The following is a 22,611-nucleotide window of genomic DNA, read 5'->3' as shown; positions in this document are numbered from 1 at the left end:
GGGCTCAGGCGGCACTGAGACCGATCAGCCCGGCGAGGCGCACCCGGTGCTGGTCTGCGGTGCCGAACAGCACCTCGCCGCTACGGGCGCGACGGACGTACAGGTGGGCGGGGTGTTCCCAGGTGAAGCCGATGCCGCCGTGCAGTTGGACGTACTCGGCCGTCGCCAGGCGGAACGTCTCCGAACAGACCGCGGCGGCGGCGCTCGCGGCCATCGGCAGTTGCGGTGAACCGGTGGCGACGCACGCGGTGGCGTACGAGGAGGCCGAGCGGGCCGCTTCGAGGGCGACCAGGACGTCGGCGAGGCGGTGCTTGACGGCCTGGAAGGAGCCGATGGGCCGCCCGAACTGGTGTCGCTGCGCGACGAATTGGACGGTGGCGTCGAGGGCGTGGCCGCTGCCACCGACCTGCTCGGCGGCGAGTGCGGCCCGCCCCGCGTCGAGGGCGGCGCTCACGTCCGCGGACTCGCCGACCCGGGTGGCGGGCGCGCCGCGGAATTCGAGGTGGGCCTGGCGGCGGGTCTCGTCCAGGACGCGGCGCGGGGTGCGGACGCAGCCGTCCTCGGCCGGTTCGCACGCGAACACCCCTGGGCCGTCCGGTGTTTGGGCACGTACGAGGATCAGGTCGGCGCCCGCGCCGTCGAGCACGAAGTCGGTGGCGCCGCGCAACACCCAGCCGGTGGCACCGCGTTCGGCACCGACGGTGGGGGCGTCGTCGTCGAACCCGGCCACCGTCGCCGTCAGCGCCCCGGCCGCGATGCGCGGCAGATGGCGTGCGCAGGCCTCCCGGTCGCCGCTGTCCAGGAGGGTGTGCGCGGCGAGGACCACCGTCGAAAGGAGCGGCGCGGTGCACAGCGCCCGCCCCGACTCCTCCAGCGCGACGGCGAGTTCGGCGAAACCGTAACCGGCCCCGCCGTACTCCTCGGGGATCGCCAGGCCGTGCACGCCGATCTCACCCGCCAGCCGCGCCCACAGACTCTCGTCGTGGCCGCGCGGTGTCGCCTGGTGCTTGCGCACGTCGTCGGGTCCGCTGACGTCGGCGAAGAAGTCCCGCAGGACTGCGCGCAGTTCGCGCTGTTCCTCGCTCTCGGACAGCAGGTGGGGGTCGATGTCGGGGCGACGGGGGTGCATGAGGTCTCCGTGGGTGGGTGCTGGGCGGGTTGGCGCGGGGCGTCAGTGGCCGACACGGTGCCCCGTGGTGCTGTTCGGGACGTGTTCATGCCGCCTGATCGCCGGCGAGGTCGCGCGCCGTCCCGGCCGCGGTGAGGCCGAAGACGAGGGCGGAGGCGATGCCGCCCGCGTAGGCGCGGTGCCACAGGCCGCCCGTGTCCGATCCCGCGGCGAGGAGCCCGTCGATCGGCCGGCCGTTCCGGCCGAGGACGCGGGCCCGGTCGTCGATGCGGATGCCGTGGAACGGGAAGGTGATCGCGGGCTTCGTCTCGATGACGTAGTACGGGGGTTCGTCGAGCGGGGCGGGGTCGAGGCGTCGGCCGGGGTCCTGGTGACGGCCCGCCGTCGCGCGTTCGTTGAAGCGGTGGACGGCGTCGCGCACGGCGTGCGCGTCGTAGCCCCACTCCTCGGGGAGCCAGGCCAGTTCGTCGAGGTCCTCGGCGAGTCCGGCGCGTCCGCCGCGTCTGCCGGCGAGGGCGAATTTGTCGACCGCGACGGCTCCCTCGACGTAGGCGCCGACGATCCAGTCGCGGAACACCCGCGCGTCGGCGATGAGCAGGCCGCGGCTCTCGGGCTGGTCGAGCAGGGCCATGGCGGTGAGGTGGTCCCCGAGCGTCTCGTCGGTGAAGCGTTCGCCGCGCAGGTTGAGCAGCAGGGCGTGTTCGCTGTAGTAGAGCGACATGTCGACGAAGTCGGCCGGGTCGGCGAACGGGATGCCGCTGGGGACGAGGTGACCGTAGAAGCCGGCGTCGTCGGGCCCGGTGTCGGCGCCCGCCTCGACGGCGAGGCGGTAACCGGCCCCGCTGCTGTGCGGGTTGGAGCGCAACTGCATGCGGTCGGCGTGCGGGTGGACATGGGCGGCGCGGAGTTCGGGGTCGCCCTGGAAGCCGCCGGTCGCGAGGAGGGTGGCGCGGGCCCGTATGTGTCGTGGGGTGCCGTCGGCCGTGCGGAGTTCGGCGCCGGTGACGGCGCCGCGTTCGACGGTCAGCCGCTCGGTGCGGGCCCGGAGCAGGAGTTCGCCGCCGCCGTCGAGGACGATGCGGCGGCACGTGTCGACGTAGTGGTTGGTGTCGAACCGGTGGCCGCTGCCGAAGCTGAGGATGCGCTGCGCGTCCTTGGCCTCGACGCCGGTGGAGCGGATCCAGTCGATGCCGTCGTCGAACCGGTCCACCAGGGCTCGCCTGAGCGCGAGGTCGCCCTGCGGATTGTGCCGGTCCATGACCTCGTGGCTGGGGGCGGTCCATGCGTAGCCGGCGAAGCGGGCGGAGCCGCCGATGTCCTCCCCGGCCTCGACCACCAGGACCGACAGCCCGCTGTGGGCGGCGCGGGCGCCGGCCGTTAGCCCGGCCATGCCCGCCCCGACGATCAGCAGATCGACGTCTTCCGTGTCGCCCATACGCCCTCCTTTTGGCTCCTGAGCCGTACGGCCCCGCGGGCCCGCCGTCCCGCGAGCCCGCCCCCTTAGCAAAACCGAATCCACTTCAACGCACAAGGACTCGGCAGACAATCCTCATGCCGCGGTGAAGCGGCCGCCGTTGGCCAGCAGCACCGCGCCGACGAGATTGGCCGCGGCGTCGCTCGCCAGGAACAGGGCGATGTCGGCGATCTCCCCCGCCGTCGCGTACGGGCGCACCCGCGGGTCGGCGAAGCCGGCGCGCAGCGCCGCGGGGGTCCGTGCCGCCATCCCCGTGTCGGTGGGCCCGGGCGCGACCGCGTTGACCCTGATCCCGGAGGCGATGACCTCCTTGGCCACGGCCTGGGTGAGCGCGTGCACGCCCGCCTTGGAGGCGGCGTAGTGGGGGTAGCCGACGGGGGTGTCGAACACGGACGACGAGCCGATCACCACGATGGCGCCGGTTCCGGCGGGCCGCATGGCGCGCACCGCGGCGCGCAGGAGATGGAAGGTGCCGTCCAGGTTCACGCTCATGACGCGTCGCCAGGAGGCGTCGTCGAGCGAGTCGGTCACCTCGATCGGCCGCCCGGCCTCCCGCGCGTCCGCGATCCGCTGCTTGACCTGCGGGTCGTCGACACCGGCCGCGTGCACCAGGACGTCGAGCCGCCCGTGGCGGCGCACCACGTCCGCGACGGCCTCGTCGACGTCGGCCGCGTCCGCCACGTCGAGCGCGCACGACCGGCCGCTCGGCAGCTCCTGGGCGACCTCCGCGGCACTGTCGCCGTTGATGTCGGCGAGCACGACGGCACGTGCCCCTTCGGCGGCCAACTGCCGGGCGACGGCCGCACCCACGCCGGATCCGGCGCCCGTCACCAGCGCCACCTTGCCCGCGAACCGTCCCGCATCCGCCCACGTATCCATCCGGAGCCTCCTTGGCCGCACTGCCGCAGCGACAGCACATCTATTGAACTGACTTCATATCTGTTAACGTCCCGACGACGGTGCTGGCAAGACCCTGGACGGTGATCGTGAAAGCTCTGCGGCTGACGAGTTGGGGGCATCCCCCGGTTCCCGAGGACGTGGCACGCCCCGTGCCACGGGGTGCCGAAGTGCTGGTCCGGGTGGAGGCCACCGGCCTGTGCCACTCCGACCTGCATGTCGCCGAGAGTGCGCCGGGAGCCCTGCCCTACCGGCTCCCGTTCACCCTCGGCCACGAGGTCGCCGGACACGTCGCCGCCCTCGGGCCCGACGCCGAGGGTGCTGCCGCGGGTGAACGCGTCGTGGTGTACGCCCCGTTGGGCTGCGGGGACTGCGGCCGGTGCGTCGCGGGCGCGGCCAACTATTGCGACCGGCGCGCCTCCCTTTCCTGGCACGGCGTCGGGCTCGGCCGGGACGGCGGCATGGCCGAGTACGTACTCCTCCCGTCCGCCCACCACCTGGTGCCGATCGGCGATGTGCCAGCCGACCAGGCTGCGCCGCTCTCGGACGCGGGCCTGACCTCGTACCACGCCGTGGCCGGGCTGCGGCCGGCGCTCGGTGAGGGCGGCACCGCTCTCGTCATCGGTGTCGGCGGTCTCGGCCACCTGGCCGTGCAGATCCTGCGCGCCACCACGTCAAGCCGGGTACTCGCGGTCGACGTGCGGGAGGAGGCGCTGGCTCTCGCGCACCGCTGCGGCGCCGAGTTCGCCACCCTGGCAGGGGCGGACACGGCACGTGTGCTGCGGGCCCGGACGGGCGGGGCGGGAGTGGACGCCGTGCTCGACTTCGCGGGCACCGGGGACTCACTGGAGCTCGCCGCCGACGTGCTGCGGCCGGGCGGCGAACTCGCGCTCGTCGGCAGTGGCGGCGGCCGCCTGACGGTCGCCAAACCGGGTGTGCTTCCACCGGGCTTCCGGCTCTCCCTGCCCTTCTGGGGAACCCGCCACGAGCTCGCCGCCGTCGTGGAACTGGCCCGCTCGGGCGCGCTCCACGCCGAGACGGAACGGTTCCCGCTGTCGGCGGCGCCGGAGGCATTCCGGCGACTCCGGCAGGGCCTGGTGCGCGGCCGCGCCGTACTGGTTCCGGACTGACACACCTCGCCGCCCGCCTGACCCACGTACACGTACCGATCGGAAGGGGCCACACATGCGCTTCGACGGACAGGTCGCGATCGTCACCGGTGGAGCCCGGGGCATGGGCGCGTCCCATGTGCGCGGTCTCGCCGCGGAGGGAGCCCGGGTCGCCATCTGCGACGTGCTGGACGACGAGGGCAAGGCCCTGGCCGAGGAGTTGCCCGGCGCCGCGTACTTCCCTCTCGACGTCACCGACGAGGGGGCATGGCCGTCCGTGGTCCGCTCCGTCGAGGACGCGCTGGGGGCCGTGGACGTCCTCGTCAACAACGCGGGGATCATCCACTTCGGCGGTGTGGAACAACAATCGCCCGCGCAGTTCCGCCGGATCGTCGACGTCAACCTGACGGGCACCTTCCTCGGCATGCACACCGTCCTGCCCCGCATGCGCGAGCGCGGCCGCGGAGCCGTCGTCAACGTATCGTCGGCGGCCGGGCTCATGGGCTTCGCCGACGGCGTCGGCTACGTCGCGAGCAAGTGGGGAATCCGGGGCATGACCAAGGCCGCCGCCCTGGACATGGCCGGCACCGGAGTACGCATCAACTCGGTGCACCCAGGCGTCATCCGGACCGCGATGGGAGAAGGCGCCTCGCCCGACCTCTTCGTGCATCAGCCGCTGCGGCGCATCGGCGAGCCCGAGGAGGTCACCCGCATGGTTCTCTTCCTCGCCGGCGACGACGCCTCCTTCACCACCGGCGGCGAGTTCCTGATCGACGGCGGCCAGACCATCGGCCACGTGGGACGAGCAGACGGCTCCGCGCGCTAGCACGGACGAAACAGCCCGCCTCGGCATGCGCCGATGCAACCGCATCGGCGGCATCCGCCATGAATGCCGATATGCCGCATAACGTGCACGGATGAGGTTTTCGGCAAGCACACCCCGCAGGGGCGCAGCTGCGTCGCGCGCGGGCAAGGTGCGGCCGAGGATCGTTCCGTCGACAACAGGAGTTCGTCCCGTGCACCCATGGCTCTCCGAACGCCGGCGCTCGACCACGAGCATGCTCATCGCGGCGGCCACCGCGGGCACTCTGCTGGCCGTCGATCGGACCTGGGCAGAGATCTCCGTTGCGGACACCGGCGCTTTCGCGTTGCTCGCCTATCTCTTGCCCTACCTACTGATCACGTCGGTGGCCTTCTCGTCCGCGTCCAGGGGCCAGGTGCGCGCTTGGGCCCACCGTGAGGCGCGAGGCACCGTGCTCCAGCGCTATGTCTTCGGCACGGCGCCGGGCCCCGGCGTCGGGATTCCGATCGCCGCGGCCGCCCTGCTCGTGGCCACCGTCTGGCTGCCAGGTCACGTCGCCTCCGCGTTCGATCAGGTCCCCCGCACGGCGGTGGCGCTCACTCTGGTCGTCGTCGCCTGGATCTCCGTGGCCGTGTCGTTCGCCGTCACCTTCCAGGCCGACGATCTCCTCGACGACGAGCCGGGTCTGGACATCCCCGGTGGCCGGGAACCCTGCTGGTCCGACTACGTCTACTTCGCCGTGTCCGTCATGACGACCTTCGGCACGACCGATGTCGAGGTGCTGTCACCGGAGATGCGGCGCACCGTGACGGTCAATGCCGTCATCGCCTTCGTCTTCAACACCGTCACCGTCGCGAGCGTCGTCTCTGCCGTCAACAGTCATTGACACTCCCGGCACCGGTCAGGCCGGCTCGTTGCGCAGGGGGCGAACCTCGAGGAGCCGTACGCCGGTACTCAGGGGGACACAAGGTGGAACGGCGTCGTCGACGTCATCGACACGATGTCGGCGTCGGGAAACGACCAACTCGCCAGCATGCGTCGCCAGATCGCCATTCCGTCGGAGATCAGGTCACCGCCGGGCTGGCCGAGGTCCGTCGTGACCACCGTACGGCTCGCACCGCAGGCCCGGATCCGTTCCCGTGTCGCCTGCTCAGTCACCTTTCCTCCCTGCACGACGGACAGGCACCGCTCGATGAGCGCGCCCTGGCGGGCGAACTCCTGCTGCTCCTTGATGCCGATCCCCTGCCGGGGAAGGTCGGGGTGCGTCACCATCACCCGTTGGACCCTTCGCCGGCGAAGCTCCGCGAGGAGGACCGACACCTCCTGGGCGTCCAGATGACCGGTGCCGATGGCCAGGTCGAACTCGGCGACCACGTCGAGGACGTCATGCGCCCGCGCGCACAACCGGTCGCCCTCGAGGATGCCGACCGGGGGCCCGTAGCCCGGCTTGGCGGCCATCTCCTGATGCACCCCGCTCCAGACGGGAGCGGCGTAGCCCGACGGAAGACGCTGATCCGCGCGTTGTGCGCGACTGTCCAGCGTGGGCATCCACACCATGCGGGCACCCGAGCGCGCCGCCACCTCGACGGCCGCCGCGTTCAGCCCGCCGACGGGACGGTTGAGTGTGATGCTCCCGAGGACCTCGACGTCGGGATGCCGCGCGCGCACCGACACCGCCCGGTCGGCCGTCGGCGCGACATGGGACTTGATCACGAACCCGCGCTGGCCGGAGCGCAGACAGCCCTCGGCCACCTCCTCGTCGGTCTGGCTCCGGGGCGAGATGTCGGGTGACGGGTGGCAATGAAGATCGAAGGTTCCGGTGGCCGACTCACTCACCGCCCTCTCCCCTTTCGGGATCGTCGATACGGGAGGGCCCCACGGAGCGCAGCGACACGATTCCGCACAACGCCGCCGCGACCATGTACAGCGCCGGAGCCAGCGGCCAACCCGTGGCGTCCGTCAGCCAATTGGCCACGTACGGGCCGAATCCTCCGCCGAGGATGGCGCCGATTCCGAACCCGAATGCCACACCGGTGTAGCGCGCCGTTCCGCTGAAGAGTTCGGTCAGCAAGGGATATCCGATGGCCTGGGCGAAGACCCACGGCACGAAGGAGACGGCCATGGCAAGGCCCAGCACGACCGCGTTGGGCGCCGCCATCAAGAGGAACATCGGCAGCGTCAGAACCATGTAGCCGATCATCGCCAGGCCGAAGACCCGGCGCCGGCCCCAGCGGTCCGAGACGTACGCGGCCAACGGCATGAGGAAGGCGAAGCCCACGGTGAGCAACGAGTTCAGCGTGAGCGACAACGTCTCGGGCTGTCCCAGCTCGGTGGTCAGGTGCACGTTCAGGTAGACGTGTCCTACGTACGCGGTGCAGGTGATCGCGAAGGCGATGCAGGTGACCTTGAGCAAGGCCGGGCGCTCACTGGTCAGGACGTGCCGGAGCGGGCTCACCGTCCGGCTCCCCCTGGCCGGGGCCGTGTGCGGCGCCTCCGGCAGGGAACGGCGCAGGACGACGCAGAGGATCGCGAGGGGCAGTGACATCAGAAACGGGATGCGCCAACCGAAGGCGTGCATCTGGTCGTCGGAGAGGACGAACGAACACAGCGCCGCCAGGCCTCCGGCGAGCGCCGTTCCCACCGCGATGCCGGCCGGGGTGAAGGCCCCGAAGAAGCCGCGGAGGGGAGCGGGAGAGTTCTCCGCGATGTACGTCGAGGCCCCGCTCGCCTCCCCACCGGCGCAGAACCCCTGCACGAGCCGGGTGAGGGTGAGCAACGCGGGTGCCACGATCCCGGCGCTCGATGCGGTCGGGAGCAGACCGGTCGCGGCACTCGCCACGCCCATGGTCAGCACGCTGCCGAGCAGCGCGACCCTGCGCCCGCGGGTGTCCCCGAGCCACCCGAAGAAGATCGCGCCGACCGGGCGCATCAAGAAGCCCGATCCGAAGATGGCCAGGGTGTTGAGCATGGCCGCGGTGTCGTCGAGCCCGGCGAAGAACAGCGGCGAGAGGAAGATCGCCATGTTGGCGTACAGGCTGAAGTCGTAGTACTCGATCGCGGACCCGGCCCCGCCGGCCAGGGAGACCTGCCAGACGCGCCGGGGCACGCGAGGCAGTTGCCCGGTCGGGCCGGGCGGCGACGAGGGCGAGTCGTCGGTGTGCGATCCCGACGAAGGAATGATGCGCGGCATACCGTCCTGCTCAGTTCCAGAGAGAGCTCTTCGTTGGTTGCGTGGAGCGATGGGTTCACGACCCGCCTGCCCAGGCCGCTACACGCCCAGTTCCTGCTGGTCGGGTGCGGCACCGATGTCACTCCTGCGCTCGGCGCGCGCGGCGACGATCAGGGCCAGGACGCTGACGGCGGCCAGGGCCATGAGCGGCATCAGCGCCAGCGTGAAGCTGCCGGTGCGGTCCTTGATCCCGCCCACGAGCCAGTTCCCCCCGAAGGCCGCGAGCGACCCCAGGGAGTTGATCACCGCTACGCCCGCGACGGCCTCGCGTCGGCTCAGCCACTGCGTCGACAGGCTCCAGAAAGGGCCCTTCGCGGCATAGGTCCCCACGAGGACGGCGGACAGGACGAGCAGGAACACGGGCAACGCGTAGGCGAGCGGCACGAAGGCGAGGGCCACCGCGGAGAGGGCGATCGGGATCACCGTGAAGCGGACCCGCCCGCTGCCGCGGTCGGAGGCCCTGCCCCAGAGGATCATCAGGATCGTGGCGATGGCGAAGGGGATGGCGTTGAGCCAGCCGACCTGTGTGTCGGAGAGTCCGAAGCCCTTCACCATTTGGGGCTGCCACACGGACAGCGCCTGACTGATCGCGGCGGTGGACGCGTAGACCAGCGACAGCAGCAGAACTCGCTTGTTCAGCAGGGTCTTCAGCATCGGGACATGGCGCACCTCGGAGGCCGGCTCCTGCGCCCGGAGTTCGTTCTCCAGCCAGGCACGCTGCTCCGCGGTGAGCCACCGTGCGTTGTTCGGATGCGAGGGCAGCACGAAGAGCGCGACGACCCCGAGAACGGCTGCGGGGATGCCCTCGATGATGAACAGCCACTGCCAGCCGTGCAGGCCGAGCAGGCCCTGGAGGCGCAGCAGGTAGCCGGAGAGAGGGGAGCCCAGCACGCTCGCCAGCGGAATGGCCATGCTGAACAGGGCGATGACCCGGCCCCGGTGGGCCGGCGGGTACCAGAAGGTCAGGTAGAGGATGACGCCGGGGAAGAAGCCGGCCTCGGCCGCACCGAGCAGCACACGCATGACGGTGAAGGACGTGGGGCCGGCGACGAAGGCCATACCGGCGGCGACGAGCCCCCACGTGATCATGATTCTGGCGAGCCAGACGCGGGCGCCGTAGCGGTTGAGCGCCATGTTGCTGGGGACTTCCAGGGCCACGTAGGCCAAGAAGAACACCGAGGCCCCGAAGCCGAACTGGGAGGAGCTCAGACCGATGTCGTCGTTCATGTGGATGGCGGCGAAGCCGACATTGGACCGGTCGATGTAGGCGATCAGGTACCCGAGCACGAGGAGGGGGAGCAGCCGGATCGATATCTGCCGGATGGTGGCCTTCTCCATCTCAGAGGCATCCCCGGCGGGGTTCTTACGCAGGCTGGTCATGGGGCTGCTCCTGAGAGGGGCGAAGTGCGGGGGCGTTCGTCGAGGGATCCATCCGGTAGACCGACTCGGCCGTTTCGTGGAAGAGCTGGGCCTGTTCCACGGGGGACAGATCGGCGACCGTCCGGGCGAAGGCGTTCCACAGCACGCGGTAGCCGAACATGCCCTTGTCCACAGGGAAGTTGCTGGCGAACATGCATCGCTCGGGACCGAACCGGTGCAGGCAGGTGTCGATCAGGGGCGTCATCTCGGACGCGAGCCGTTCGGAGGTCGGCGGGGCGGGACGCTCGTCGAAGCCGAACCCGAGGACACGCAGGCCTGCGCCGGAGAGCTTCATGCGCACATTGGGGAACCGGGCCAGTTCCGCCAACTCCCGGTCCCACTCGGCGAGGACCTCGCCGTGGTGGTGCGCGTAGGGGCCGACGCCGAGAGGGCCGCCCATGTGGTCGACGACGATGGTGGTGTCGGGACAGGCCCGCGCGAGGTCACGGACCTGCGGGAGCTGACTGTGGTACGCCCACACGTCCAGGCTCAGGTCCCGCTGCGCCAGGGCCCGTGCGCCGGCCTGGAACGCGGGGTCGACGAGCCGGTCGGCGGCGGGCGGGAACGGGGAGCTGGTGACACGGGGGTCGGCGTGCCAGGCGGTCTGATTGCGTACGCCGCGCAGCCGGCCTCCGGCCTCGGCCCGCATGACGTCGAGGACGTCCGCCAGCCGGTGCCCCAGGGTCAGGTCGGCTCCGGCGACGACGGCGCGGCACACGTCGGGGGCCGAGGGGTGTGTTCTGCGGATGTCCTCGGCGATCCGCCGGGCGAAGCGCACCTCTCCCGCCGGCTTGAGCTCCTCCGGCCCGTCGGTGCGGTACGACGACCGGCACTGGACGTAGACGGTGGCCACGACGTTGGGAACGGTGGCGAGGTCCTGGAGGTGTTCCTCGGCGAGATAGGTGTGGTTCGGGCGGTCCCACAGATGGTGGTGGGCGTCGATGACGGGGATGTCCGGGAGCGCGAGGGGCTCGTCGACGAGCGCGAGCCAGTCCTCCCGGACGGGGGCGTGCACGGGGGACGAGGGTCCGCCGGCCGCCCCGGCGTTGGGGTACTGCATGAAAGCACCACGTCCTTGGGGGCTTTGTGTCGTGCCACGGAGCGGCGCCCGGGGTGGGCGCCGCCGACCGTGTCAGGCGCCGGTGGGGAAGGCTTCGAGTCCGAGCTGAGCTGCGATCTCGGTGCGCTTGGCGTCCTCTTGACGCTGCTTGTCCTCGGCTCGCTCGACGACGGTCTCGGCGCGTTCCTGCGGCACGACCACCACTCCGTCGTCGTCGCCGAGCACGTAGTCACCGGGCTTGACCACGACATCGGCCACGGCGATCGGGACGTCCAGTTCACCGGGGCCGTCCTTGTACGGGCCGGCGGGGGTGATGGCCCGGGCGAACACGGGGACACCGAGGGCCTGGAGGACGGCGACGTCGCGGACCGCGCCGTCGATGACGATGCCGGCGCAGCCCTTGGCGACCGCGCGTCCGGCGACGAGTTCACCGATGAGGGCGCGGTCGATGTCTCCGCCGCCCGAGACGACGAGGATCTGTCCCGGCTGGAGTTCGGCGAGAGCCTTGTGGATGTAGAGGTTGTCACCGGGCCTGGTGCGCACGGTGTAGGCGGGGCCGGCCAGGGTCAGCCCCGGGCACATGGTCCGCAGGACGGACTGGCACACGTTCAGGCGGTCCATGGCGTCGCCGACGTTGGCGACGGGAAGGGCGGCCAGACGGCGCAGGATGTCGGGAGAGTCAGTCACTGAAGTGGCTTCCTTGAGTCTGATGAGCTCCCGCGCCGTGCGACGTGGGTCAGCTCAGTCGGGTGGAGATGGCGTCGGCGGCGCGCCGCACCTCGACCACGAGGGCTTCGGCACGTGCGTCGTCGATGTCCTTCGACAGGCCGGTGACGGAGGCGATGGCCATGTACCGGCCGTCGGCGCTGTTGATGACGGGCGCGGCCACCGCCGCGGTGCCCGCCACCCGCTCGTTGGCGGCGACGATGTAGCCCTGCGCCCGCAGTTCGGGCAGCTGGGCCAGGAGGGCGGACAGTGCGATGTCCTCCCGTTCGGCAGGCGGCGTGGCGGCGAGGGACGCCGCCACGAGTTCCTCGACCTCGCCGTCGTCCAGGTCGGCCAGGAGCAGCTTGCCGATGCCCTTGTGCAGGGGCAGTTGCTGCCCGATGGGCAGCTGGTAGCGCAGGGGCGTGGGCCCCTCGATGCGCTGTACGGCCACGCGCGCATGGTCGATGCGCACGAACAGGGAGGCCGTGAGCCCGGTGGCGAGCATGAGTTCTTGCAGCACCGGGGTGGCGACGAGGGTCAGTTGACTGGTCGTCAGGTACGTGTGTGCGGCCAGCAGCGGTGCGAGTCCCATGCGGTAGTCGCGGTCCGCACGGCTCACGTACCCGCGCCGTTCGAGCACGGTGAGGATGCGTTGCGCCGTGGCCAGGTGCAGGTTGGTGCGCTTGGCGATGTCCGTGAGCCGCAGGGGTGCCTTGGAGTCGTTGAAGGTCTCCAGGACGTCCAGGGCTCGTTCCAGCGCTCGCAGGTTGGCGGTGCCGCCCTTGTTGTCACTTGCGGGCTGGGTGGTCTCGTCGGTCACGCCGTTGGTCCCCTCATCACTGTCCTCGCGGAGAGTTGTTCTCACCTGGCGAGAGACTATCTGGCCCTTTCGGCCGGACTACGGGACCGCCTGCTGGAGCACCTGCGGATTGACGACGTTGCGGGGAGACTCCCCCTTCAGGACACGCAGCACGTTGTGTGCCGCCTCGATTCCGCTGCGCCCGCGGGCCTGGACCGTGGACCCACCGATGTGCGGCGTGACGACACAGGTGGAGGTCTGCCGCAACGGGCTGTCGGCCGCGAGCGGCTCCCCCTCGACGACATCGAGACCGGCGCCGGCCAGCTTCCCCTCGGCCAGCGCCGCGGCGAGCGCCGCCTCGTCGAGGACCCCGCCGCGGGCCGTGTTGATGACATGGGCCGTCGGCTTCATGCGCGCCAGGCGCTCCGCGTTCAACCAGTGGCGGGTCTCGTCCGACAGGAAGAGATGCAGGCTGAGGAAGTCACTGCGCTCGACCACCTCGTCGGCGGACACGAAGTCGACCGCCGCGCGCCGGGCGAAGTCCGGGTCGGGAAAGGGGTCGTAGGCGAGGACCCGCATGCCGAAGGCGAGTGCGAGGTCCGCGACGGCCTGCCCGATGCGCCCGCAGCCGATCAGGCCCAGCGTCGCCCCGCGCAGTTCGACGCCGGGCAGCCGGCGCCAGTTGCCGACGCGTACGTCCTCGAGGTTCTCCGCGGCCCGGCGGGCGCTCATGAGCATGAGCATGAGGGTCGTCTCGGCGACGCTGTTGCGGTTCACGCCCGGTGTGTTGCAGACCGTGATGCCGAGCTCGGCGGCCGCGGCCACGTCGATCGCGTCGTAGCCCACACCGGTGCGCGAGATCACGCGCAACCGCGGGGCCGCTGCCAGAACCGCGGCCGTGAGGGGGTCCGACCCCACGATCGCGGCGTCCACGCCACTGAGCAGGTCCGCCAGCTCACCGGGTTCCCGGTGGCCCGACCAAGGGCTGTGCAGGGTCTGACAGCCCTCGGCACGCAGGAGCGCGTCGACCTCGTCGTCCGGGCTCAGGTACTGGGTCGTCACTAGGACCCGGGGATCGGGCACGGAGACCTCCTCAATCTCTGGGAGCACCCATCTAAGACCCGAAACACTCGCTACGCAATACCTACTTTCATCTAGCGAGAGCTTCTTCGATTTTTTCGACCACAGGTCTTGCTTTACGAGAGAAGCGCACGCCATGGTGCGGGGGTTGATCGAGAGACCGTGGTGCCAGAGCCGTCACTTTCAGAGGTGAACCGATGTACCCGCCCCGCCATCCCCACCCCGAGCAGCGCCCACCGGACAGGGGTCCGGCCCCGCCCCGACGACGGGCGCTCCAGGGACTCCTCGCATCTGGAGCCCTGCTCGGGCTCGGTGCCCCTCTCACGGGATGCACGGCCGAGGACCTCAAGAACGCCGAGGCGCACCCGCTTCCGGACTACTACCCGGCCGACTACGCGCAGTGGGTGGACGCCTCCCGCCGCGAGGACGAACTGCTCCTGTACAGCAACGCGCCGCAGACCGCGCTCCAGCCCCTCTTCGACGGCTTCACCCGCCGCTACCCCTGGATCAGCAAGGTACGAGCCACCAACCTCAGCAGCTCGGCCGTCTTCCAGCGCTACTACAGCGAGCGGGCGACCGGCGGCTCCCCCGTCGATCTGCTCCTCTCCATCTCACCCACCGACTGGGCCGACTACGCGCAGCGGGGCGTCGCCCTCGACTACGAGTCCGTGGAACTGAGCAGACTGCCGGACTTCGCCCAGATCCTCCCGCGCGTCTTCGTGCTGTCCACCGACCCGAACGTGGTGCTCTACAACCGCAAGACCCTCGCGGCCTCGCAGTACCCCAAGGGCCTGCGCAGCATGGCCGACCTGTGCGAGGCACACCCGTCCAGGTACCGGGGCAAGATCGGTATCTACGACACGACGAACCCCTTCGGCTACTCCAGCAACGCCACCTACACCGCACACGCACCGGGCGGCTGGTCCCATCTCCGCCGGCTGTTGCCCTTCTGCCGCCCGGAGAACTCCTCCGGCTCACTGACCGAGAAGGTCATCTCCGGCGAGTACGACGCCGCCGTCCACTCCGGCGGCACCGTCGCCATCCCGATCGCCGAGCGCAGCGGCGGCCTCCTCGGCTGGACCTATTACGAGGAAGGCACGGTGGCGGTGCCCCGCGCCCTCTCCATCGTCGAGACCGCACCCCACCCCAACGCCGCCCGGCTGTTCCTCGACTACGTGCTGTCCGCGGCCGGCCAACAGGACGCGGTCTCCGGTGGCTTGGGCCCCTATCGCGAGGGCACCGAGGGCGCCGGTGGCATCGAGCCGTACCAGGGCCTGGTCCGCCGCCTGGGCGAGGACCGCGTGTTCCTCGCCTCGTACAAGGGCGTCGGGGAAAGCGCGCACGCGGCGTACGCGCGCCGCTGGGACAGCGCCAGGAAGTAGCGGTTCGCCTCCGCCCACCCCTCGTTCGCCCCTCAGCCCGTCCCGGAGAGCCCTCATGCCTCAGCAGTCATCGGCCCTGGCACCCAGTCCGCCACGGCCCACCCCGCCCACACCCCCCGGGCACGACCGGCCGCCGCGCTACCGACGCTGGCGCGGCGCGGGCAGGGAAGTCGGCATCCACTACGCCGTCTTCCTCCTGACAGCGGTGCTTGTCCTGGCACCTGTCGTCCCCATCCTGTACCAGTCGTTGCGCGACCGGCCCCTGTACGAGGGCGGTGGCGCCTTCGTCCTGGGCAACTACGTCCGGCTGTTCACCGAGGCCGGCTTCGGACACACGGTCGTCAACACGCTCCTCTTCGCGGTGCTCACCACGCTGTTCGCCCTTGCCATCGCGGTCCCCATGGCCGTGCTGCTCACCCGGACCCGTTTCCCAGGGGCCCGGCTGTTCGCGCAGGTCGTGCGGTGGCCCATCTACCTGTCGCCGCTGGTGCTCGCCTTCGGGTGGATCGTGATGTACGGACCCGCCGGGTTCGTCAGTGCCGCCCTGCACAACACCCTCGGTGTCGTCCCCTGGGACCTGTACAGCCTGCCCGGCATGGCCTTCGTGGAGGCCGTCGCACAGGCCCCCATCGCCTATCTGTTCTGCGCCAACGCCCTCTCATCGTCGGACGCCTCCCTCGAACAGGCGGCCCGCGTCTGCGGTGCGAAGCCCGTCCGTGTGCTGCGCTCGACGGTCCTGCCGATGCTGCGACCACCGGTCCTCTACGCGAGTCTGCTGATCTTCGGTACCGCGGTCGAGACCCTGTCGATCCCGCTGATCCTCGGTGAGCCCAATGACATCGAGATGTTCTCCAGCTTTCTCTACGCCCACGGCATGGAGGCCCTGCGTCCCGACTACGGGCTGCTCGGCGCCGCATCGACGCTGATCCTCGCCGCGACCGTGTGCCTGTCGCTGCTTCAGATCCGCCTGCTCAAGCACGCCCAGCGGTACGTGAGCGTGCGCGGCAAGGCCACGCGCCGCGGCAGCCTGGACATCGGCGCCTGGCGCTGGCTGGGCTTCGGCTTCGTCGCCCTCTATCTCGGCTTCGGTGTCCTGCTGCCCATGGCGGCCCTGGTACTGCGGGCGTTCAGCCGGTTCCTGTCGCCACTCATCTCCCCGTTCTCCACGCTCACCCTCAACAACTTCCGGCTGATCTTCGCCTATGAGCCGTACACGCAGTCGATCACGAACAGCCTCGTCGTCGCGCTCACCGGGGCCGCCGCGGTCACCCTCCTCGGAGCGCTCGTCGTCCTCACGGCACGACGGTCCCGGTTCCGTCTCGGTCGGTGGCTCGAGGTGCTGGCCCTCTCACCGCAGGCGATCCCCGGACTGATCATCGGCATCGGCCTGTTCTGGGCCATCGCGCTCGCGCCGTCCCCGATCAGCGCGGCCCAGGGAACGCTCGTCGCCGTCGTGATCGCCTTCGGCATCCGCGCCCTGCCCTCCGCCTTCGGCTCCATCTCGCCCGCGGTACTCCAGCTGGGACAGGAACTCGACGACGCCGCCCGTGTCGCCGGCGCCGACTGGTGGCGCACCGTCACGCGCGTGCTCCTGCGTCTCATCGCTCCCGCGCTCGTCGCCTCGTTCCTGCTCATCTGGGTGCAGATGATCCGCGAGTACGCGCCGGCGATGTTCCTCGCGGGTTCGGACTCCCAGGTCATCGGCACCACCGCCGTCGAGCTGTGGACGCAGGGAGAAACCGGATCCGTCGCCGCACTCTCCACCATCCAGATCGCCGTCACCGTCGTCGCCGCAGGTCTTGTGAACCTGTTCGTCAAGGAAAAGAAGGGTGCGCCCCATGCCTGAGCTCGCCGTCGAGAACATCAGCAAGTCCTTCTCGGGCAACACCGTGCTCACGGACGTCGAGTTCACCGTCGCCGAGGGGGAGTTCTTCACCCTCCTCGGCCCCAGTGGCTGCGGCAAGTCCACGACCCTGGCCTGCGTCGCGGGCCTGGAGGACCCCGACTCCGGCACCATCCGTGTCGGCGACGACGTCTTCTTCGACGGGCACCGCGACACCACGGTGCCACCGGAGGGCCGCAACCTCGGGCTCGTCTTCCAGTCCTACGCCCTGTGGCCCCACATGACGGTCGCGGACAATTTGGCCTTCCCCCTCAAGCTGCGCAAGCTCCCGGCGGACGAACGCGACCGCCGGGTCGACGCGGCCCTCGACAAGGTCGGCCTGCTCGAACTCAGGGACCGCTACCCGCATCAGCTCTCGGGCGGCCAGCAGCAACGCGTCGCCCTCGCCCGCGGCATCGTCTACTCCCCCGGCGTGCTCCTCCTCGACGAGCCGCTCTCCAACCTGGACGCCAAGATGCGCGACCAGGCGCGAGCATGGCTCAAGGACCTCCAGAGGGAGATGGGCATCACCACGGTGTACGTCACACACGACCAGGTCGAGGCCATGTCGCTCAGTGACCGCATCGCGGTGTTCCTGGGCGGAAGGCTGGAGCAGGTCGGCACTCCCGCCGAGATCTACGAGACACCCGCGACGCCCGAGGTCGCCGCGTTCATCGGCCGCTGCAACCTCCTCGAGGGAACCGTGCACATCACGGCCGATGACACCACGACGGTACGGGTGTCCCTCTCCGGCACCGATCAGTCTCTGCGCGTCCGCCGCGCCGACGGCCTCCACGACGGTCAAAGTGTGACGGTCGGCCTGCGCGCCGAACGCGTCCGCTTCGCGGACGAGACCGTCGTCGACGAGGACCAGGGCAGCGTGCTGAAGGCGAGCATCGTGGACCGGGCCTACACCGGAGCCCACTACGAGTACCGGCTGTCCGTCGGCGACCTCACCCTCCTCGCAGAGAGCCCGACCCACCGGCCCGCGGCCGACACCACGGTGCATCTTCGGGCCGACGACTGTCTGGTGTATCCCCACGGATAGCTCGGGCCGGTGCGCCGCTTCAGAGCGGACGCCCTCGGTGAAGGCCCCCTCTTGGACCTGCGTACCGCCTCGCGACGCCAGGCCCTCCCTACGGTGAGGCTCGTCCTGCCGTCCTGGCGACCCGTTAACGATCAGTTCGAGCCAATTCCACCCAGTCTTCGACCAGTTCACTTTACTGACCTTTGACATTGTCTTGGGGGTCCTTTTACGCTCGATCGGGCGGTACGGATCTTGGTCCTCGTACCGCTGTCCCCACCACATTTGCGGAGGTCGACATGGAGAAGCTCGTCAAGAAGATGGCTCAGGACGCCAACTGGCAGGGCTGGGTCGCCGCCAACTCGGCGACCGCCGCCAAGGACGGCTGCATCAGCGCCGCCCCCAAGGCGGGCTGTATCAGTGCCGCCCCGAAGACCGGCTGCATCTCCTGAAGCAGGACGCACCCGGTCGCACGATCAAGGGCTGCGGCTGAGCACCGACCCGGGTGACAGCGGCGGTCCAGGGCGGGCCGCGGCCGGTCCGACAGGACCGGCCGCGGCCCGCCCCCAGGCGACGTACGGGCGACGGCGAGCGCCCCGCCCCCTCCCCCACGCTCCCGATCCTTCGAGGACGACCATGGACGGTCAGCCGACTGCCGACGTCATAGAGCAGGTCAAGGACATACCGATCTACCGCGACTCCGTCGCGCGCGGCCACTTCCCGGTGCTGGAGAAGCCCGAGATCGCCCGCGGATTCCCGGACAACTGGATGACGCCGCGACTGGAGGCCGCCCTCGCGGCCGGCGCGGCGGAGTACGTCCTGTCCACCGGCACCAACCATGCGCGGATGCAGCTCATCCGCCCCCCGTACTTCCTGCTCCGCTCCTACTACCGGCTGTGGAGCGAGCACCCCGACATCGCGCACACCTGGCGGGACGGCTGCCGACGCGCCTCCCTCACCACCGTCCTGGCGACCGAACACGTGGCCCGCGTGAACGCGAAGAAACGCGGCGGCGGGCGGGACGGAAGCGCCGACGACAGCTCCAGCTCCAGCTCCAGCTCCAGCGGCGACGTAAGCACCCCGGGCGCCGAACCCTCCCTCGAGGACCGGCGGTTGGACGAGCGCACCGTCTATCTCAACCTGCGCCTCGACCCCGCCCTGTGGGAGCGTGCCGATGTCGAGCGCATGCTCGACGAGCTGCGCGCCATCGCCGCCTCGCACCCCGAGGGCCGCTACCACCTGGACTGCTCCGGCTACCACCTGGCACACCTCGTGCGCCACGCCGAGGACGCCGGACTGTGGGAGAACCCGGAGTCGTTCCCGCGCCCGGCGAGCATCATCACCGCGTACGAGTACACGCCGCGCAACGTACGCCGCTTCCTGGAGAGCCGGTTCGACTGCCCGGTCGTCGACCTCTTCGGCAGCACCGAGCTCGGTTACCTCTTCTACAGCGACCGCACCGGCGGTTACCGCCCGTACCTGGAGGGGATGAGCGTCGAACTCCTCCCCGTCGCCCCGGGCAGCACCCTCTACTCCCTCATCGTCACCAGCGTCCGCAACCCGCACATGCCGCTGATCCGCTACCGCTCCGGCGACTGCGCCCGTACGCGGGACGGCTCGCCGGACCCCGAGAAGATCGTCTCGTTCTGCGGCCGGGAGAAGGAGCTCCTCGACGGGCCGGACGGGCCCGTCGCGGCGGGCGACCTGGACGAGCGGGTCGCCACCGCCGCACCCCGCGTCTTCGTGCACCAACTGCTGCTGCCGGAAGCCGAAACGGAGGGGCACGGGTCACCGTCCGCCGTGCTCCGCTGCACCACTTTCGACGGCAAGCCGCTCGGCACGGACGAGTCCGAAGCACTGGGGCGCTCCGTCTCCGCGCTGACCGGGCGCGCCTGCCGCGTCGAACACCGGGACCACATCCCCATCGGCGTCTCCGGCAAGTACGCCTGGCTGGCGAGGAGTTGATGGGAGCCGCCCCCAGAAGGAGCGAGGGCCGGGACAACCCGGGGCAGCACCGAGGGAAGCATCCGAGGGGAACGACGTGAACGACCAGAACCACATGGCCAACCAGCAGAACCCGCAGGACCCGCACGCGGCGCACGAAGCGCCCACCACGACCGTCACCGACGAGGACCTGCGCGAACTGCTCGGCCACGACCTGCACGGCGAGGTGGTCGCGTACTTCGTGAAGGAGACCGGCGAGGAACGCGCCTACGTGGAGCGGCAGGTGACCGAGTGCCTCCGCTACCTCTACCTCGTGTCGAAGTACCGCGAGCGGCTCAGCGGCCTCTTCCTCCCCGTCGAGCAGGCCATCGACGAGATCTGGCACTACCTGATCCTTCAGACCCGCGAATACGTCGCCCTGTGCGAGGAGCGCCTGCCGGGCCGGTACTTCATCCACCACCGCAGCATCGCCTACGAGGACTACCAGGCGGAGCCGGGCCGTGAGCAGGCCGCCGAGGAGGCGCTGCGCTGGATCCCGCTGTACTGCCGGGAGTTCGGCCCCTTCGACGAGGGTGCGCTGCCGCACTGGACCATCGTGCGCTACCTGCACCAGCACATGGACATGCCGCTGGACGAGATCTCGGCGCTCGAACCGATGGAGCCGAACGCCCCCGCCGAGCCGATCGGTGCGGCGTGACCTCTGCGGCACGCCCCTCGCAGGCCGGACGGCCGACACCCGAACCCGAACACCCCGCGCAGCGGCGTGTGTTGACCGTCCTCGTCCTCTGCCAGGCCCTGAGCGGGGCCGGCCTCGCCGCCGGGATCACCGTGGGGGCGTTGCTCGCCGAGCGGATGCTGGGCTCCACGGGCCTCGCCGGGCTGCCCAGCGCACTGTTCACCGGGGGCGCCGCGCTCGGTTCGTTGGGCATCGGGCGGCTCTGCCAGCGGTGGGGTCGCCGACCCGGACTCGCCCTGGGGTACGGGACGGGCGCGGTCGGCAGCCTCGGCGTCGTGCTCGCCGCGGTCGCGGACAGCGTGCCGCTGCTGTTCGTCTCCCTGCTGGTGTACGGCTCGGGCACGGCCGCCAATCTCCTCGCCCGGTACGCCGGGGCCGACCTCGCCTCGCCCGCGCGGCGCGGCCGGGCGGTCAGCACCGTCCTGTTCGCGACGACGTTCGGGGCGGTCATCGGCCCCAACCTCGTCCACGTGACAGGTCATTGGGCGCACGCCTGGGGCATACCGCGCCTCGCGGGCCCCTTCCTCCTCGCCACGGCCGCGTACGGTGCGGCCTCCCTGGCCCTGGCCGCCCTGCTGCGCCCGGACCCGCTGCTGCTCGCGCGCGAGCGGGCCGCCGAGGAGGAGGCGACGGCGGAGCCGGGGTCGGCCGCCGGGACCGCGGGACGTACGGACACCCGCGGCCTGGCCACCGGCACCGCCGTCATGGTCCTCACCCAGCTCGTGATGATCGCTGTCATGACGATGACGCCGGTCCACATGCAGGCCCACGGGCACGGCACCCAGGCAACGGGCCTGGTCATCGCCCTGCACGTGGGCGCCATGTATCTGCCGTCGCCGCTCACGGGGCTGCTCGTCGACCGCATCGGACGGCTGTGGCTGGCCGCGGCCTCCGGGACGACGCTGCTGGCGGCGGGGGCGCTCGCCGCTCTGGCGCCGCCGCACTCCGTCGCCGCGCTCGCCACGGCCCTGGTCCTGCTGGGCCTCGGCTGGAACTTCGGCCTCGTCAGCGGCACCGCCCTCATCACGGACGCGCTCCCCGTGGCCACCCGGGCCCGCACCCAGGGCGTCGTCGACGTCGGCATCTCCCTCGCGGGCGCCACGGGCGGGGCGGCCTCCGGCGCGGTGGTGGCCGGCATCGGCTTCCCCGCGCTGGGCCTCGCCGGCGGCCTCCTGGCCGTGCTCCTCACCCCGCTGGCCCTGCTGCGGCTCCGCGCGGGAAGCAGCAACGGCCAGGGAGACACCGGAACGGACAGGCTTTCCAAGTCCACTGGGACCGAGGAAAGTTCCGGCACCGGTGCGGCGGCGGAGCCCGCGGGGCACTAGGTCTGCGGTCTCCGCACGTTGGGGCGACCAGGGACTTGCAGGCAGTTGTGGGTGCCGAATATTACGTCGGTGCAGTTCGGCCCTGCTGTCGCGCCGACGACAGAGATCGGCAATGCCCCCTTCTCACGCTCGTGCGCCTGGCCCGCATCGCCGGCCGTGCGGCCCCAACGGGCGATGCCCGCCCCGGCCAAGCCCGGGGCGGGCATCGAAGAGCTGCGGGCTCAGGCGGGGGTGATGTTCTCCGCCTGCGGGCCCTTCTGCCCCTGAGTGACGTCGAAGTTGACCTTCTGGCCCTCCTGGAGCTCACGGAAGCCCGAGGCGTTGATGTTGGAGTAGTGGGCGAAGACGTCGGGGCCTCCGCCGTCCTGCTCGATGAAGCCGAAGCCCTTTTCCGCGTTGAACCACTTCACGGTTCCGGTGGCCATATTGTCCTCCAAGAGACTCGAAAAACGGTCCCGCTTTGTGCGGGAGCCGGAGGTGATCGTCCTGGTCCTCCGAGACTCTGAACAGCAGAACGCCCGTGAGCTCGTACTCACGGGCGACCAGTACTTCGGATCCATGACAGCTGAGCAAGACGTTACACCGGCAGACCTCCGAATGGTGGGTGCTCGT

Annotated in this window: 21 protein-coding genes; 10 read left to right on the top strand and 11 right to left on the bottom strand. The window is 70.6% G+C overall.

Annotated features, from left to right (window positions below):
* Positions 1–4 precede the first annotated feature (4 nt).
* The 3 genes from ACNYS0_RS37925 to ACNYS0_RS37915 all read right to left on the bottom strand — a co-directional run bounded on the left by ACNYS0_RS37925 (position 5) and on the right by ACNYS0_RS37915 (position 3,482).
* On the bottom strand, positions 5–1,129 hold the full coding sequence (locus ACNYS0_RS37925) for an acyl-CoA dehydrogenase family protein (RefSeq protein WP_422480564.1): 1,125 nt from the start codon (positions 1,127–1,129) through the stop codon (positions 5–7).
* A gap of 85 nt (positions 1,130–1,214) precedes the next feature.
* Positions 1,215–2,564, bottom strand: a complete 1,350-nt coding sequence (locus tag ACNYS0_RS37920; protein ID WP_422480562.1) for an FAD-dependent oxidoreductase — start codon at positions 2,562–2,564, stop codon at positions 1,215–1,217.
* A gap of 114 nt (positions 2,565–2,678) precedes the next feature.
* Positions 2,679–3,482 (bottom strand): SDR family NAD(P)-dependent oxidoreductase, encoded by an 804-nt coding sequence (locus tag ACNYS0_RS37915; RefSeq protein WP_422480560.1) that lies wholly within the window; start codon positions 3,480–3,482, stop codon positions 2,679–2,681.
* Between the two features lie 80 nt (positions 3,483–3,562).
* On the opposite strand from ACNYS0_RS37915, the gene ACNYS0_RS37910 reads away from it, so the two are divergent.
* The 3 genes from ACNYS0_RS37910 (at position 3,563) to ACNYS0_RS37900 (ending at position 6,297) form a co-directional block, all read left to right on the top strand.
* Positions 3,563–4,630, top strand: a complete 1,068-nt coding sequence (locus ACNYS0_RS37910; RefSeq protein WP_422480558.1) for an NAD(P)-dependent alcohol dehydrogenase — start codon at positions 3,563–3,565, stop codon at positions 4,628–4,630.
* A gap of 55 nt (positions 4,631–4,685) precedes the next feature.
* Positions 4,686–5,435 (top strand): SDR family oxidoreductase, encoded by a 750-nt coding sequence (locus ACNYS0_RS37905; protein ID WP_422480556.1) that lies wholly within the window; start codon positions 4,686–4,688, stop codon positions 5,433–5,435.
* 190 nt (positions 5,436–5,625) lie between these two features.
* Entirely contained in the window at positions 5,626–6,297 is a 672-nt protein-coding gene (locus ACNYS0_RS37900; protein ID WP_422480554.1) for a DUF1345 domain-containing protein, read from the top strand.
* A 68-nt stretch (positions 6,298–6,365) separates the two neighbouring features.
* Here ACNYS0_RS37900 and ACNYS0_RS37895 read toward each other — a convergent pair whose 3' ends face one another.
* The 7 genes from ACNYS0_RS37895 to ACNYS0_RS37865 form a co-directional block, all read right to left on the bottom strand.
* Entirely contained in the window at positions 6,366–7,247 is an 882-nt protein-coding gene (locus ACNYS0_RS37895; protein WP_422480552.1) for a DUF6282 family protein, read from the bottom strand.
* Positions 7,240–8,517, bottom strand: coding sequence for an MFS transporter (locus tag ACNYS0_RS37890; RefSeq protein ID WP_422480550.1), 1,278 nt, complete (start codon positions 8,515–8,517; stop codon positions 7,240–7,242). Before ACNYS0_RS37890 ends, ACNYS0_RS37895 begins: the two co-directional genes overlap by 8 nt.
* A 162-nt stretch (positions 8,518–8,679) precedes the next feature.
* Positions 8,680–10,020: an MFS transporter gene (locus ACNYS0_RS37885; RefSeq protein WP_422480548.1), complete on the bottom strand. Its 1,341-nt coding sequence runs from the start codon at positions 10,018–10,020 to the stop codon at positions 8,680–8,682.
* The gene (locus ACNYS0_RS37880) at positions 10,004–11,119 is read right to left on the bottom strand and encodes an amidohydrolase family protein (protein ID WP_422480546.1); all 1,116 of its coding nucleotides are present in this window, start codon (positions 11,117–11,119) and stop codon (positions 10,004–10,006) included. The genes ACNYS0_RS37885 and ACNYS0_RS37880 overlap by 17 nt, the downstream gene beginning before the upstream one ends.
* Before the next feature lie 72 nt (positions 11,120–11,191).
* Complete coding sequence (locus tag ACNYS0_RS37875; RefSeq protein WP_422480544.1) at positions 11,192–11,806, bottom strand: RraA family protein; 615 nt, start codon at positions 11,804–11,806, stop codon at positions 11,192–11,194.
* Positions 11,807–11,855: 49 nt separating this feature from the next.
* Complete coding sequence (locus ACNYS0_RS37870) at positions 11,856–12,647, bottom strand: IclR family transcriptional regulator (protein WP_422480542.1); 792 nt, start codon at positions 12,645–12,647, stop codon at positions 11,856–11,858.
* A gap of 78 nt (positions 12,648–12,725) precedes the next feature.
* Complete coding sequence (locus ACNYS0_RS37865) at positions 12,726–13,709, bottom strand: phosphoglycerate dehydrogenase (protein WP_422480540.1); 984 nt, start codon at positions 13,707–13,709, stop codon at positions 12,726–12,728.
* A 194-nt stretch (positions 13,710–13,903) separates the two neighbouring features.
* Here ACNYS0_RS37865 and ACNYS0_RS37860 point away from each other — a divergent pair, with 194 nt between their 5' ends.
* The 7 genes from ACNYS0_RS37860 (at position 13,904) to ACNYS0_RS37830 (ending at position 21,999) form a co-directional block, all read left to right on the top strand.
* Entirely contained in the window at positions 13,904–15,088 is a 1,185-nt protein-coding gene (locus ACNYS0_RS37860) for an ABC transporter substrate-binding protein (RefSeq protein ID WP_422480538.1), read from the top strand.
* A 55-nt stretch (positions 15,089–15,143) separates the two neighbouring features.
* Positions 15,144–16,934, top strand: a complete 1,791-nt coding sequence (locus ACNYS0_RS37855) for an ABC transporter permease (RefSeq protein ID WP_422480536.1) — start codon at positions 15,144–15,146, stop codon at positions 16,932–16,934.
* Positions 16,927–18,018: an ABC transporter ATP-binding protein gene (locus ACNYS0_RS37850; RefSeq protein ID WP_422480534.1), complete on the top strand. Its 1,092-nt coding sequence runs from the start codon at positions 16,927–16,929 to the stop codon at positions 18,016–18,018. The genes ACNYS0_RS37855 and ACNYS0_RS37850 overlap by 8 nt, the downstream gene beginning before the upstream one ends.
* A gap of 275 nt (positions 18,019–18,293) precedes the next feature.
* Positions 18,294–18,446: a hypothetical protein gene (locus ACNYS0_RS37845; protein ID WP_266717401.1), complete on the top strand. Its 153-nt coding sequence runs from the start codon at positions 18,294–18,296 to the stop codon at positions 18,444–18,446.
* Between the two features lie 184 nt (positions 18,447–18,630).
* Positions 18,631–19,959: a phenylacetate--CoA ligase family protein gene (locus ACNYS0_RS37840; protein WP_422480532.1), complete on the top strand. Its 1,329-nt coding sequence runs from the start codon at positions 18,631–18,633 to the stop codon at positions 19,957–19,959.
* A 94-nt stretch (positions 19,960–20,053) separates the two neighbouring features.
* Positions 20,054–20,635 (top strand): glycine-rich domain-containing protein, encoded by a 582-nt coding sequence (locus tag ACNYS0_RS37835; protein WP_422482880.1) that lies wholly within the window; start codon positions 20,054–20,056, stop codon positions 20,633–20,635.
* Positions 20,632–21,999: an MFS transporter gene (locus ACNYS0_RS37830; protein ID WP_422480530.1), complete on the top strand. Its 1,368-nt coding sequence runs from the start codon at positions 20,632–20,634 to the stop codon at positions 21,997–21,999. Before ACNYS0_RS37835 ends, ACNYS0_RS37830 begins: the two co-directional genes overlap by 4 nt.
* A gap of 221 nt (positions 22,000–22,220) precedes the next feature.
* On the opposite strand, the gene ACNYS0_RS37825 is transcribed toward ACNYS0_RS37830, so the two are convergent.
* Positions 22,221–22,424, bottom strand: a complete 204-nt coding sequence (locus tag ACNYS0_RS37825) for a cold-shock protein (RefSeq protein ID WP_327350435.1) — start codon at positions 22,422–22,424, stop codon at positions 22,221–22,223.
* Positions 22,425–22,611: the final 187 nt, after the last annotated feature.

This window comes from Streptomyces anthophorae (assembly GCF_049310305.1).
Classification (GTDB): domain Bacteria; phylum Actinomycetota; class Actinomycetes; order Streptomycetales; family Streptomycetaceae; genus Streptomyces.
Note: the sequence above shows the minus strand (reverse complement) of the source record. Positions and strands in the feature narration are given on the sequence as shown.

Bases quoted from the DNA above. Each gene is read 5' to 3' on its own strand.
- ACNYS0_RS37925 (WP_422480564.1), bottom strand. From the start codon at position 1,129: ATGCACCCCCGTCGCCCCGACATCGACCCCCACCTGCTGTCCGAGAGC.
- ACNYS0_RS37920 (WP_422480562.1), bottom strand. From the start codon at position 2,564: ATGGGCGACACGGAAGACGTCGATCTGCTGATCGTCGGGGCGGGCATG.
- ACNYS0_RS37915 (WP_422480560.1), bottom strand. From the start codon at position 3,482: ATGGATACGTGGGCGGATGCGGGACGGTTCGCGGGCAAGGTGGCGCTG.
- ACNYS0_RS37905 (WP_422480556.1), top strand. From the start codon at position 4,686: ATGCGCTTCGACGGACAGGTCGCGATCGTCACCGGTGGAGCCCGGGGC.
- ACNYS0_RS37885 (WP_422480548.1), bottom strand. From the start codon at position 10,020: ATGACCAGCCTGCGTAAGAACCCCGCCGGGGATGCCTCTGAGATGGAG.
- ACNYS0_RS37880 (WP_422480546.1), bottom strand. From the start codon at position 11,119: ATGCAGTACCCCAACGCCGGGGCGGCCGGCGGACCCTCGTCCCCCGTG.
- ACNYS0_RS37860 (WP_422480538.1), top strand. From the start codon at position 13,904: ATGTACCCGCCCCGCCATCCCCACCCCGAGCAGCGCCCACCGGACAGG.
- ACNYS0_RS37855 (WP_422480536.1), top strand. From the start codon at position 15,144: ATGCCTCAGCAGTCATCGGCCCTGGCACCCAGTCCGCCACGGCCCACC.
- ACNYS0_RS37850 (WP_422480534.1), top strand. From the start codon at position 16,927: ATGCCTGAGCTCGCCGTCGAGAACATCAGCAAGTCCTTCTCGGGCAAC.
- ACNYS0_RS37845 (WP_266717401.1), top strand. From the start codon at position 18,294: ATGGAGAAGCTCGTCAAGAAGATGGCTCAGGACGCCAACTGGCAGGGC.
- ACNYS0_RS37840 (WP_422480532.1), top strand. From the start codon at position 18,631: ATGGACGGTCAGCCGACTGCCGACGTCATAGAGCAGGTCAAGGACATA.
- ACNYS0_RS37835 (WP_422482880.1), top strand. From the start codon at position 20,054: ATGGCCAACCAGCAGAACCCGCAGGACCCGCACGCGGCGCACGAAGCG.
- ACNYS0_RS37825 (WP_327350435.1), bottom strand. From the start codon at position 22,424: ATGGCCACCGGAACCGTGAAGTGGTTCAACGCGGAAAAGGGCTTCGGC.